This is a genomic window from Streptomyces chryseus, assembly GCF_014650755.1.
Lineage (GTDB): Bacteria > Actinomycetota > Actinomycetes > Streptomycetales > Streptomycetaceae > Streptomyces > Streptomyces chryseus.
In genome coordinates this window covers 331,333-343,354 of record NZ_BMVO01000002.1, presented here as the reverse complement: position 1 = coordinate 343,354, position 12,022 = coordinate 331,333, and the positions used below count along the sequence as shown (strand labels likewise).

The window sequence follows — 12,022 nt, the reverse complement described above, 5'->3', positions numbered from 1 at the left end:
GTTACTTGTTCTCCTCGGTGCGTGCGGGGGCAGGGCTGATGGCGGACTCGTTGCCGCCCAACAGGAGGTACAGCACGGCCATCCGGGTCGAGACGCCGTTGGCGACCTGCTCGACGGCCGTGCAGCGGTCGGAGTCGGCGACCTGCGCGGTGATCTCCATGCCGCGGTTCATCGGGCCGGGGTGCATGACGATGGCGTGCTCGGGCATCCGGGCCATCCGGTCGCCGTCCAGGCCGTAGCGCCGCGAGTACTCGCGCTCGGTCGGGAAGAAGGCGGCGTTCATCCGCTCGCGCTGCACACGCAGCATCATGACCGCGTCCGACTTCGGCAGCACCTCGTCGAGGTGGTACGAAACCTGGCACGGCCAGTGCTCGACGCCGATCGGGACCAGCGTGGGCGGGGCCACCAGGGTCACTTCGGCGCCGAGGGTGTGCAGCAGGTGGACGTTGGAGCGCGCCACGCGGCTGTGCAGTACGTCGCCGACGATGGTGATCCGGCGTCCGTCCAGGTCACGCCCTATTCCGGCGTCGGGGCCGACGAGCCTGCGGCGCATGGTGAAGGCGTCGAGGAGCGCCTGGGTGGGGTGCTCGTGCGTGCCGTCGCCCGCGTTGACGACCGCGCCGTCGATCCAGCCGGACGTCGCGAGGCGGTAGGGGGCTCCGGAGGCGTGGTGCCGGATGACGACGGCGTCGGCGCCCATCGCCTCCAGGGTCAGCGCGGTGTCCTTGAGCGACTCGCCCTTGGAGACGGACGAGCCCTTGGCGGAGAAGTTGATGACGTCGGCGGAGAGGCGCTTGGCGGCGGCCTCGAAGGAGATGCGGGTGCGGGTCGAGTCCTCGAAGAAGAGGTTGACGACCGTACGTCCGCGCAGGGTCGGCAGCTTCTTGATCGGCCGGTCCGCGACGCGGGCCATCTCCTCGGCGGTGTCGAGGATCAGCACGGCGTCGTCGCGGGTGAGGTCGGCGGCCGAGATGAGGTGACGCTTCATCTGGTGCTCCGTGGTTCGTCAGGGGCGTGTGGGGAGGCGGGCAGGAGGGCAGACCGGTGCGCGGCCCCGGGTGGTCCGGGCCCGTACGGGAATGCGCTACTGCTCGCCGACCTGAGCGGTCTGCTGGAGGCCGAGCAGCACGGCGTCGCGGCCGTCCTCCTCGGAGAGCTGGACCTTGACCGTCTCCCGCAGCGACGTGGGGAGGTTCTTGCCGACGTAGTCGGCGCGGATCGGCAGTTCGCGGTGGCCCCGGTCGACGAGGACGGCGAGCTGCACGGCGCGCGGGCGGCCGATGTCGCCGAGCGCGTCGAGCGCGGCGCGGATCGTACGGCCGGAGAACAGCACGTCGTCGACGAGGACGACGAGCCGGTCCTCGATGCCGTCACCGGGGATCTCGGTGCGGGCGAGGGCCCGCGCGGGGCGCATGCGCAGGTCGTCGCGGTACATGGTGATGTCGAGGGAGCCCACCGGCATCTTCCGGCCGGTGATCTGTTCGAGCCTGGCGGCCAGCCGGCGGGCCAGGAAGACACCGCGGGTGGGGATGCCGAGGAGCACCACGTCGTCCGCGCCCTTGGCGCGCTCGACGATCTCGTGGGCGATGCGGGTCAGTACCCGCTCGATGTCAGGGCCCTCGAGTACGGGGCGCGGAGCATCGGATTCAACCGTGTCCATTGGAAACGGACCTCCTTCTCCGCCTCACGGGACGGACCTTAAAGGACGTCGAAATTGCGTCACCACGGTACCAGCACTATTCGGCAACCCTTGCGAGACCCCACGAGTAGGCGGTCTGGCCCCATTCGGCTTGACGCACCCAAGTAACGCTGCGTAACCTCACAGTGAGTTACCAGTCTGCGTCCGGGGAGCCATATGTCCAGCGAATACGCAAAACAGCTCGGGGCCAAGCTCCGCGCCATCCGCACCCAGCAGGGCCTTTCCCTCCACGGTGTCGAGGAGAAGTCCCAGGGCCGCTGGAAGGCCGTCGTGGTGGGCTCGTACGAGCGCGGCGACCGCGCCGTGACCGTGCAGCGCCTTGCCGAGCTCGCGGACTTCTACGGCGTACCGGTGCAGGAGCTGCTGCCGGGCACGACGCCCGGCGGCGCCGCCGAGCCGCCGCCGAAGCTCCGCCTGGATCTCGAGCGCCTGGCCCACGTGCCGGCCGAGAAGGCGGGCCCGCTCCAGCGCTACGCGGCGACGATCCAGTCACAGCGCGGCGATTACAACGGCAAGGTGCTGTCGATCCGCCAGGACGACCTGCGCACGCTCGCCGTCATCTACGACCAGTCGCCCTCGGTCCTGACCGAGCAGCTCATCAGCTGGGGTGTGCTCGACGCGGACGCGCGCCGCGCGGTCTCCCACGACGACATCTAGGTCGAGCGGCGCCAGCAGAAACGTAACGCCGGGGTCGGCGGAAGCTTTCACTTCCGTCCGCCCCGGCGTTTTCTCGTCGCTTTTGCCGCTTTGCCCGCCCCGCTGCCCCTCAGAACACTGCCCGGGCACCGACCCGGCAAAGACGAAAGGGCCCCCGGCATGCCGTGAGGCGTGCCGGGGGCCTTTCAGCCGTCTTGGGCCGGGCGACGGACCTATTCGCGCCGCAGATTCGGCTTGAGGTCCTTGAAACGGCCGAGGAGACCGTTCACGAAGGACGGTGAGTCGTCGGTGGAGAACTCCTTGGCGAGCTGCACCGCCTCGTCGATCACCACCGCGTCGGGCGTCTCGTCCATCCACACCAGCTCGTACGTGCCGAGCCGCAGGATGTTCCGGTCGACGACCGGCATCCTGTCGATCTCCCAGTCGACCGCGTACGTGGCCATGAGGTCCTCGATGCGGTCCGCGTACTGCGCGTACCCCTCGACGAGCTGCATCGTGTACTCGCTGACCGGCGGCTGACGGGTGTCGGTCCTGGCGTGCCGCATCCAGTCCGCGAGGACCGTCTGCACGGACTCACCGCGCTGGTCGGCCTCGAAGAGGATCTGGAAGGCGCGCTTGCGCGCCGTGTTCCGGGCAGCCACGGTTAGCTGTTCACCCGGCCGAGGTAATCGCTCGTGCGGGTGTCGACCTTGATCTTCTCACCGGTGGTGATGAAGAGCGGGACCTGGATCTCGTGGTCCGTCTCCAGCGTGGCCGGCTTGGTGCCGCCGGTGGAGCGGTCGCCCTGGACGCCCGGGTCGGTGTGCTTGACGGTCAGCTCGACCGCGGCGGGCAGCTCGACGTACAGCACCTCGCCCTCGTGCTGGGCGACGGAGGCGGTGAAGCCCTCGATCAGGAAGTTGGCGGCGTCGCCGACGGACTTGCGGTCGACCATGAGCTGGTCGTACGTGTCCATGTCCATGAAGACGAAGTACTCGCCGTCCATGTACGAGAACTGCATGTCGCGTCGGTCGATGGTGGCCGTCTCGACCTTCACGCCGGCGTTGAAGGTCTTGTCGACGACCTTGCCGGAGAGCACGTTCTTGAGCTTGGTGCGCACGAAGGCAGGGCCCTTGCCGGGCTTGACGTGCTGGAACTCGACGACGGACCAGAGCTGGCCCCCGTCGAGCTTGAGCACCATGCCGTTCTTGAGGTCGTTCGTGGAAGCCACGGTTGCGGAATCTCCTGGACTGAAGGCTGGTGGGGCTGCTGTGACCTGGGGGTCGCACTGTGGCGCTGGGCTACAGCGCGAGCAGCTCCTTGGTCGTGATGGTGAGTAGCTCGGGTCCGCCGTCCGCGTCGGGGCGTACGACGAGCGTGTCATCGATCCGGACACCGCCCCGGCCCGGGAGGTGGACCCCCGGTTCGACGGTGACCGGCACACAAGCGTCCAGTTTACCCATGGCCGCAGGTGCCAACTGCGGGTCCTCCTCGATTTCGAGCCCGACACCGTGCCCGGTCTTCGGCGCGAGCCCCTCGCCGTGGCCCGCGGCGGCGAGTACGTGGCGGGCCGCGCGGTCGACTTCGCGGTACTCCGCACCCGGTACGAGCGCCTCCCGGCCCGCCCGCTGAGCGGCGAATACGACCTCGTACAGCTCGATCTGCCAGTCGGCGGGCGTCGTGCCGATGACGAAGGTACGGCCGATCTCGCACCGGTAGCCGCGGTAGTTGGCGCCGAGGCAGACCGAGAGGAAATCTCCCTCCTCGACGCGTCGGTCCGAGGGCCGGTGCCGGCCCAGGCCCGCGTTCGGACCGGTGGCGACCGACGTGGGGAAGGCGGTCCCGTCCGCGCCGTGGTCGACCAGGCGGCGCTCCAGCTCCAGCGCGAGGTGCCGCTCGGTCCGGCCGACCAGGATCGATTCGAGCAGCTCTCCGAGCGCCTGGTCGGTGATCTCGGCCGCGATCCGCAGGGACGCGATCTCTTCCTCGTCCTTGACGATCCGCAGCTGCTCGACGGCGCCCGACAGGTCGCCCAGGCGCAGCCGGGGTGCGACCGAGCCCAGAGCCCGGTGCCGGGCGACGGTCAGGTGGGTCTCCTCCACGGCGAGCGACTCGGCGCCGGCCGCCGCGGCCGTGCGCGCCGCCGCGACGACGGTGTCGCCTCCGGGCGCGGGTAGCACGGTGATCCGCAGCCGGTCGTCGGGGCGGCCCTCCCCCGGGTCGGGCACCGACGTACCGGGGCAGATCAGGACGTCCTCGTCCGGCCCGAGCAGCAGTACGGCGCCGGGCGGCGCCCCGCCGGCGAGGTAGCGGACGTTGGCGGGACGGGAGACCAGCGAGGCGGCGCTGCCGGCAGCGGCACACCGGTCGCGCAGCCGTCCACGGCGGACCGCATACAGCTCTGACATGGTTCGAGCGTACGAGCGCCGCCCGCGTCCGGCCGGTTCAGCGCGTCCGACCGGGCGGCGTGGGGCGCGCCGGCGGGAGGTCACGGTGGCTCTACCAGGCGGGCGGGCTGGCTATGGAGCGGGCGAGCACCTCGTCCAGGACGCGGGCCGTGGTCGGCACGTCGTACTGCGAGTTGTCGATGATCGGCAGCCCGGAGCCGTACCACCCGGCCATCCGGCCGTGGATCCGGGCGACTTCCTCGTCGGACAGGCGCCGGTTGCCGCTGCGCTGCGCGTTGCGCTCCAGCACGATCTCCAGGCCGGGGAGGATGACGACCGGCAGCAGCCCCGGCCCCACGTGCCGCTTCCAGCCGCCGAGCCCGACGACGGGGCGGTCCGGGAAGACCGCGTCGTCGACGATGCACGAGATGCCGTTGGCGAGGAAGTTGCGGGCGGCGAAGCCGCACGTGCGGCGGGCGAGGCGGTACTGGGCCTCGGACTGGTCGTTCCAGCCGGACTGCGGGTCGGCGAACCCCGAGCACACCCATTCGCGTACGTCGTCGAGGCTGATGTGGGCGGTCGGCACCCGGCGGTGCCGCGCCCAGTGCCGGGCGACGGTCGTCTTGCCCGCGCCGGCGGGGCCGATGAGCAGCACCGCGAGCGTGGTGGTGCCGGTGTCCGTGGGCGCGGCGGCGTGCGGCGGCGCCGGGACGGGGACCGGCCCGCCCGGCGGCAGCTGCACGTGCCCGGTGATCTCCCGGCCCGGCGGCACGGAGGCGTGCTGGGCGTGCTGCTGGACGGGACCGCTCCAGCCGGGAGGCGCGGGGACCTGTGGCGCCTGGGGCGGGTGGGGCGGCCCTGGGGGCCCGGGAGGCCCTGCGGGGCCGGGAGGCGGGCCCGCGTGCGGTCCGGCGGGTTGCGGGGCGCCGTGTGCCCACCCTGCGGCGGGCCTCTGGGGCGGTGGCAGCGGAGCCCCCACTGCGTGCTGCATCCGGTGCGACTCCGTCTCGTACAGGCGACTCTTGGCGGACCAGGACGGCCCGGGCCTACCGAAAGGTACCTGCCCCCGCCGTTCTACTGTGAACGGCGGGGGCAGGTCCAGAGTGCCCCGTCAGCCGCCGAGTTCCTCGGCGAGGGCGCGCAGGGCGAGGCGGTAGGAGCCGATCCCGAAGCCCGCGACCGTACCGCTGGCCACCGCGGCGACCACCGACGTGTGGCGGAACTCCTCGCGGGTGTACGGGTTCGAGATGTGCACTTCGATGAGCGGCGCGGTGCGCTGGGCCGCCGCGTCCCTCATCGCGTACGAGTAGTGCGTGAAGGCACCCGGGTTGAGAACGACCGGAATTGACTCGTCCGCGGCCTCGTGCAGCCAGCGGATCAGCTCCCCCTCGTCGTTGGTCTCCCGTACGTCGACGTCGAAGCCGAGCTCCTTGCCGAGCCGTCCGCACTCCTCGACGAGCCCGGCGTACGACGTCGCGCCGTACACGTCGGGCTCGCGCGAGCCGAGCCTGCCCAGGTTGGGTCCGTTCAGGACCAACACGCGCCGGGCGGCGGTCACTTGGACACCTCGCCGTAGGCGGCGAGCAGCACCGCCGGGTCGGGGCCTTCGAGGACGGTCGGCTTGGCGAGCCCGTCCAGGACGATGAAGCGCAGCAGGTTGCCGCGCGACTTCTTGTCGACCTTCATGGTCTCCAGCAGCTTGGGCCACTGGTCGCCCCGGTAGGCCAGCGGCAGCCCGACCGACTCCAGCACCGTGCGGTGGCGGTCGGCGGTCGCGTCGTCGAGCCGGCCGGCGAGGCGGCCCAGTTCGGCGGCGAAGACCATGCCGATGGAGACGGCCGCGCCGTGGCGCCAGTTGTAGCGCTCGTTCTTCTCGATGGCGTGCGCCAGCGTGTGACCGTAGTTGAGGATCTCGCGCAGTCCGGATTCCTTCAGGTCGCTCGACACGACGTCGGCCTTGACCCGGATGGCGCGCTCGATCAGCTCGGCGGTGCGCGTCCCCTGGGGCGTACGGGCCGCCGCGGGGTCCTCCTCGATCAGGTCGAGGATCACCGGGTCGGCGATGAAGCCGGCCTTGATGATCTCGGCGAGGCCGCTGATGTAGTCGTTGACCGGCAGCGAGTCCAGTGCCGCCAGGTCGCAGAGCACGCCGGCAGGCGGGTGGAAGGCGCCGACGAGGTTCTTGCCCTCGGCGGTGTTGATGCCCGTCTTGCCGCCGACAGCCGCGTCGACCATGCCGAGCACGGTCGTGGGTACGGCGATCCAGCGCACCCCGCGCAGCCAGGTGGCCGCGACGAAACCGGCCACGTCGGTCGTGGCTCCCCCGCCCACGCCCACGATCACGTCGGTGCGGGTGAAGTTGGTCTGCCCGAGCGCCTTCCAGCAGTACGCCGCGACCTCGACGGTCTTGGACTCCTCCGCGTTCGGCAGCTGGATCGCGATGGCCTCGTACCCCTGGGCCGCCAGGTCCTCGCGGATCGCCTCGCCGGTGCCGGCGAGCGCCTCCGGGTGCAGGACGGCGACGCGCTGGGCGCGGCCGATCAGCCCGGGCAGCTCACCGAGCAGCTGCCGGCCGACCAGCACCTCGTACGGCTCCGCGCCCTCGCTGCCGCCGACCTGGATACGGGTGACTGCCTGCTCCGTCATGCTTCCTTCAATTCGAGTGCGTCGAGGACTGCCTGCGCGACCTCTTCGGGGGTGCGGTCGTCCGTCTCGACCACCGCGTGGGCGACCTCGGTGTACAGATGACGGCGCGATTCCATCAGCTGCTTCCACTGCTGTCGCGGATTGACGGCCAGCAGCGGGCGTGCCGTGTTGAGCCCGACCCGCTTGATCGCCTCGGTGACCTTCATGGAGAGGTAGACGACGGGCAGCCCGGCCAGGGCCGCACGTGTGCCGTCGTCCATGACCGCGCCGCCGCCGAGCGCGAGTACGCCCGGGTGCGCGGCGAGAGCGGCCCGTACGGCCTGCCGCTCCAGCTCGCGGAAGTGGGCCTCGCCCTCGTCGACGAAGATCTCGGCGATCGGCCGGCCCTCGGCCTCGACGATGTCGGCGTCCGTGTCGCGGTACGGCACGTTCAGCCGCGCGGCGAGGAGCTCCCCGACGGTCGACTTGCCGACCCCCATGGGCCCGACGAGCACGACCAGCGGGCCGCCTGCCTCGCTCACCGCACGACCAGGTTGTCGAGGTAACCCTGGACGTTGCGCCGGGTCTCGCCGACGCTGTCGCCACCGAACTTCTCCGCGACGGCGTCCGCGAGGACCAGCGCGACCATGGCCTCGGCCACGATGCCGGCCGCCGGGACGGCGCACACGTCGGAACGCTGGTGGTGGGCCGCCGCGACCTCGCCGGTGGCGGTGTCGATGGTGGCCAGCGCGCGCGGCACGGTGGCGATGGGCTTCATCGCGGCCCGTACGCGCAGCAGCTCGCCGGTGGACATGCCGCCCTCGGTGCCGCCGGCCCGCCCGGAGGTGCGGCGTACGCCCTCGGCGGTGGGAACGATCTCGTCGTGCGCCTTGGAACCGGGCACCCGGGCCAGGTCGAAGCCGTCGCCGACCTCGACGCCCTTGATCGCCTGGATGCCCATCAGCGCGGCGGCGAGCCGGGCGTCGAGCCGGCGGTCCCAGTGCACGAAGGAGCCGAGGCCGACGGGCACGCCGTACGCCAGCACCTCCACGACGCCGCCGAGCGTGTCGCCGTCCTTGTGTGCCTGGTCGATCTCCGCGACCATCGCCTTCGACGCGTCGGCGTCCAGGCAGCGCACCGGGTCCTCGTCGAGCCGCGCCTCGTCGGCGGGCACGGGAAGCACGCCGTACGGCGCCTTGGCCGCGGCCAGTTCCACGACGTGCGACACGATCTCGACGCCGGTGGTCTCCTTCAGGTACGACCGCGCGACGGTGCCCAGCGCGACGCGGGCGGCGGTCTCGCGGGCGCTCGCGCGCTCCAGTACCGGCCGGGCCTCGTCCAGGGCGTACTTCTGCATGCCGGCGAGGTCGGCGTGGCCGGGGCGCGGGCGGGTCAGCGGCGCGTTGCGCGCCAGCTGGGCCAGCTCGTCGGGGTCGACGGGGTCGGCCGCCATGACCTGCTCCCACTTGGGCCATTCGGTGTTGCCCACCATGACGGCGACGGGGCCGCCCATCGTCAGGCCGTGCCGTACGCCGCCGAGGAACGTGACCTCGTCCCTCTCGAACTTCATCCGCGCGCCGCGCCCATAGCCGAGCCGCCGCCGGGCGAGCGCGTCCGCCACCATCTCCGTGGTGACGGGGACACCGGAGGGAAGGCCCTCCAGCGTCGCCACGAGTGCGGGGCCGTGGGATTCCCCCGCGGTCAGCCAGCGCAACCTGCTCAACGGTGCTCCTCATGCTCGCGCCTGGAACTGCGACGGCGCGACCGGGTGCGCGGCCCTGGCCCGCCACCCCTGATCCTCCCACGACCGGGCGCCCGTCCCGGCCGCCGGTCCATCAGTCGGACGACCTTCTCACTCCGCGGGACGCGCGGAGGGGCTCCGCCGCGCCGCCACGGCGCGCCTCAGCCGGCCGATGCCGTAGGCCGTCATCAGGAGCAGAACGGCCGCGCCGAGCGCGATACGGAGCCACTCCGGCAGGAGGTACAGCGTCAGCTTCAGCAGGTCCGGCGCCGCCAGCGTCTGCTCCGCCGCCCTGCTCATGATCGCTTCTCCCCCTGTGACCTGCGGTTCTCTCCGCAGATCCTAGTGGGCGGCGAGTGCGCGCTCACCCGCGGCCCGCATGACGGGGAGCGGCGCGGTGGCGCGGCCCGTCATCTGCTCCACCTGGAGCGCGGCCTGGTGGACCAGCAGGTCGAGGCCGCCGACGACCGCGCCACCGTGGGCGGACCAGGCCGCCGCGAGCGCCGTCGGCCACGGCTCGTACAGCACGTCGAACAGCGTGCCGGGGCGGTCCGGCACGGCTCCGGCCAACGCGTCGGTCGTGCCGGCCGGGGTGGTGGCGACGACGAGCGGCGCGTCGAACGCCCGGTCCGCCTGGGCCCAGTCGGCGATCCGTACGTCGACTCCGAGCCGCTCGCCCCACTGCCGCATCTCGTCGGCCCGGGCGGGGCTGCGGACGTACGCCGTCACCGGGCCGGTGCACAGCCGGGAGAGCGCGGCCAGGGCGGACGAGGCGGTGGCCCCGGCGCCGAGGACCGCGGCGGAGTCGACTTTCTCGATGCCCCTTTCACGCAGGGCGGCGATCATCCCCGGGATGTCGGTGTTGTCGCCGAGGCGCCGGCCGTCCTCCCTGAAGACCACGGTGTTGACCGCCTCGACGGCGGCCGCCGTGTCGCTGATCTCGTCGAGCAGCGGGATGACGGCCCGCTTGAGCGGCATGGTCAGGGACAGCCCCGCCCAGGACGCGTCGAGCTCCGCGAAGAAGCGCGGGAGCCCGGCCTCGTCCACCTCGAAGCGGTCGTACGACCAGTGGGCGAGCCCGAGTTCCGCGTACGCGGCGCGGTGGAGCACCGGCGAGAGGGAGTGGGCGATGGGCGAGCCGAGGACGGCCGCGCGTCGGGGCGTGCTCACTGTCCGGACTTCTCCAGCTCTTCCTCGTACTGCCGCCGGTTCTTCTCGTGCTCGGCGTTGGTCACCGCGAAGAGCGTCTTGTCCGCTGTGACCGACACGAAGTAGTACCAGGGGCCGGGCTTCGGGTTGATCGCCGAGTGCAGCGCGTCGGCGCCGGGGTTGCTGATGGCGCCCGGCGGCAGGCCCTTGATGTCGTACGTGTTGTACGGGTCCTTGATCTGGCGCAGGCTGTCGACGGCCCCGATGTCCAGCCTGCTCTCGGCCTTGATGTAGTTGATCGTGGAGTCGAACTCGAGCCGTCCCACCGTCTCGGTGTTGTTCGGCTTGAGCCGGTTGTAGACGACCCTGGAGACCTTCTCGAAGTCGTGCTTGTACTTGCCTTCGACCTGGACGAGGCTCGCCACCGTGATCAGCTGCATCGGCGAGTCGAGCCCGAGCCTCTGCGCCTCGGCTTCGACGTTCGCGGCCTCGTACTTCGCCTTGGCCCGCGTCACCATTTCCTTGAGCACGGACTTGGGCGTCGACTTCTTGCCGATGTCGTACCGCGACGGGTAGAGGAAGCCTTCCAGCGGGTCCTTGATGTCGGGGTCGTCGTTGGCCCATTCGGGCAGGCCGAGGTCCTTGAACTCCTTCTCGGCGACGTCCTCCGTGGTACCGGCGTCCAGCTTCAGCTTGTTGTCGATCGCCTCGTAGATCCCGACGTTCCGCTCGCCCTCCTTGACGATGAGGGCGTTCAGGTTCGACGGGTTGATCATGAGATCGACGGCCGCCTTGCCGGACATCTCCTTCTTCATCGGATAGACGCCGGGCTGGATTCCCTGGCTCTTCGGGTTGGCCGTCGCCGCCGACACGAAGGCACCCGAGCTCTTGACCACTCCCTTGCGGGCGAGGATGCTGCCGATCTGCCCCAGCCCCGCGCCCTTGGGGATCTCGACCTCGACGGAACCGGTGCCGCTGCCCGCGAAGTCCTCGGGAGCACCGAACTGGTCCTGATAGAACTGGTATCCGAAGTAGCCGAGGCCGCCCACACCGCCGACCAGGACCACCGCGACGAACAGGCACGCCGTCCCGTTGCGGCTCTTCTTCTTGGGCTTCCCGCCGCGGCGGTCGTTGCCGCCCCGGCCGCGCCGGGGCTCGCGGGGCTGGTCCGGTTCCGCGTCGTCGCCCTCGTCGGCGCCCGTGAAGAAGGGGTGCTTCTCCGGGGCCTCCTGCTCCGCGTCCCACTCGGCCGTCGGTTCCGGCTCGGGGGTGCGGCGCTGGTTGGGAGGCTGCGGCGGGGGGTACGCGTCGGGCGCGGCGTAGTAGTCGTTCCCGTCGGCGCCGTAGGCGGGCTGCTGGCCGGCGTAGGGGTCGGCCGCCGGGTTCATCCCGTACGGCACCGGCTCCTGCTGCTGGGGCGTGTCCCAGCCGCCGTTGTGGCCGTACTGCTGCTGCTCGGCGTAGTGCTGCCCGCCGTCGTAGTACGGCTGCTGCGGCTGCGGCTGCTGCTCGTGCTGATACTGCTGCTGCTGCGCGTCGTGCTGGTACTGCTGCGGCTCCTGCTGGTAGTGCTGTGGCTGGCCGCCGTACGGGTCCTGCGTGCCCTGTTCGGCCTGCTGCCCTGCCCACCCCTGGTCCCCGTACAACGGGTCCTCGGGATGCCACGGTTCGTGGCCTGCGCCCCGGCCGTACTCAGTCATGAAACCCCATAGTGTGCCGCGAGGCGGTGGCTGCTTCGCGCGTGGGGGCACGGCATCCGGTCCGCCTCTTCTTTGTGCGGCAGCT

At 71.4% G+C, this 12,022-nt stretch carries 14 protein-coding genes; 1 reads left to right on the top strand and 13 read right to left on the bottom strand.

Annotated elements, in window-relative coordinates; genetic code table 11:
* Position 1 precedes the first annotated feature (1 nt).
* Both IE185_RS06255 and pyrR read right to left on the bottom strand, forming a co-directional pair.
* Positions 2–988 carry an aspartate carbamoyltransferase catalytic subunit gene (locus tag IE185_RS06255; RefSeq protein ID WP_138894952.1) on the bottom strand — a complete coding sequence of 329 codons (987 nt, stop codon included), beginning with the start codon at positions 986–988 and terminating at the stop codon, positions 2–4.
* A gap of 96 nt (positions 989–1,084) precedes the next feature.
* Complete coding sequence (pyrR, locus tag IE185_RS06250; protein WP_138894953.1) at positions 1,085–1,660, bottom strand: bifunctional pyr operon transcriptional regulator/uracil phosphoribosyltransferase PyrR; 576 nt, start codon at positions 1,658–1,660, stop codon at positions 1,085–1,087.
* Positions 1,661–1,855: 195 nt separating this feature from the next.
* Between pyrR and bldD the strand changes: the two genes are divergently transcribed.
* The gene (gene bldD, locus IE185_RS06245) at positions 1,856–2,356 is read left to right on the top strand and encodes a transcriptional regulator BldD (protein ID WP_138894954.1); all 501 of its coding nucleotides are present in this window, start codon (positions 1,856–1,858) and stop codon (positions 2,354–2,356) included.
* A gap of 212 nt (positions 2,357–2,568) precedes the next feature.
* Here bldD and nusB read toward each other — a convergent pair whose 3' ends face one another.
* From nusB to mltG, 11 genes are all read right to left on the bottom strand, one after another.
* The gene (gene nusB / locus IE185_RS06240) at positions 2,569–2,997 is read right to left on the bottom strand and encodes a transcription antitermination factor NusB (protein ID WP_069929707.1); all 429 of its coding nucleotides are present in this window, start codon (positions 2,995–2,997) and stop codon (positions 2,569–2,571) included.
* 2 nt (positions 2,998–2,999) lie between these two features.
* Positions 3,000–3,566: an elongation factor P gene (gene efp / locus IE185_RS06235; protein WP_138894955.1), complete on the bottom strand. Its 567-nt coding sequence runs from the start codon at positions 3,564–3,566 to the stop codon at positions 3,000–3,002.
* Positions 3,567–3,636: 70 nt separating this feature from the next.
* Positions 3,637–4,743, bottom strand: a complete 1,107-nt coding sequence (locus tag IE185_RS06230) for an aminopeptidase P family protein (RefSeq protein ID WP_138894956.1) — start codon at positions 4,741–4,743, stop codon at positions 3,637–3,639.
* A gap of 91 nt (positions 4,744–4,834) precedes the next feature.
* The gene (locus tag IE185_RS06225; protein WP_189714774.1) at positions 4,835–5,713 is read right to left on the bottom strand and encodes a Pro-rich N-terminal domain-containing protein; all 879 of its coding nucleotides are present in this window, start codon (positions 5,711–5,713) and stop codon (positions 4,835–4,837) included.
* A 120-nt stretch (positions 5,714–5,833) separates the two neighbouring features.
* On the bottom strand, positions 5,834–6,280 hold the full coding sequence (gene aroQ / locus IE185_RS06220) for a type II 3-dehydroquinate dehydratase (protein ID WP_138899010.1): 447 nt from the start codon (positions 6,278–6,280) through the stop codon (positions 5,834–5,836).
* Positions 6,277–7,368 carry a 3-dehydroquinate synthase gene (gene aroB / locus IE185_RS06215; RefSeq protein WP_138899009.1) on the bottom strand — a complete coding sequence of 364 codons (1,092 nt, stop codon included), beginning with the start codon at positions 7,366–7,368 and terminating at the stop codon, positions 6,277–6,279. Before aroB ends, aroQ begins: the two co-directional genes overlap by 4 nt.
* Positions 7,365–7,847: a shikimate kinase gene (locus IE185_RS06210; protein ID WP_138899011.1), complete on the bottom strand. Its 483-nt coding sequence runs from the start codon at positions 7,845–7,847 to the stop codon at positions 7,365–7,367. The genes aroB and IE185_RS06210 overlap by 4 nt, the downstream gene beginning before the upstream one ends.
* A gap of 38 nt (positions 7,848–7,885) precedes the next feature.
* On the bottom strand, positions 7,886–9,070 hold the full coding sequence (aroC, locus tag IE185_RS06205; RefSeq protein ID WP_138906979.1) for a chorismate synthase: 1,185 nt from the start codon (positions 9,068–9,070) through the stop codon (positions 7,886–7,888).
* 129 nt (positions 9,071–9,199) lie between these two features.
* Positions 9,200–9,388: a hypothetical protein gene (locus IE185_RS06200; RefSeq protein ID WP_138898957.1), complete on the bottom strand. Its 189-nt coding sequence runs from the start codon at positions 9,386–9,388 to the stop codon at positions 9,200–9,202.
* Positions 9,389–9,430: 42 nt separating this feature from the next.
* A complete protein-coding gene (locus tag IE185_RS06195; protein ID WP_138898956.1) occupies positions 9,431–10,258 on the bottom strand; it encodes a shikimate dehydrogenase in 828 nt (275 codons plus the stop codon).
* A complete protein-coding gene (gene mltG, locus IE185_RS06190; RefSeq protein WP_189714772.1) occupies positions 10,255–11,937 on the bottom strand; it encodes an endolytic transglycosylase MltG in 1,683 nt (560 codons plus the stop codon). The genes IE185_RS06195 and mltG overlap by 4 nt, the downstream gene beginning before the upstream one ends.
* Between the last annotated feature and the right edge of the window lie 85 nt (positions 11,938–12,022).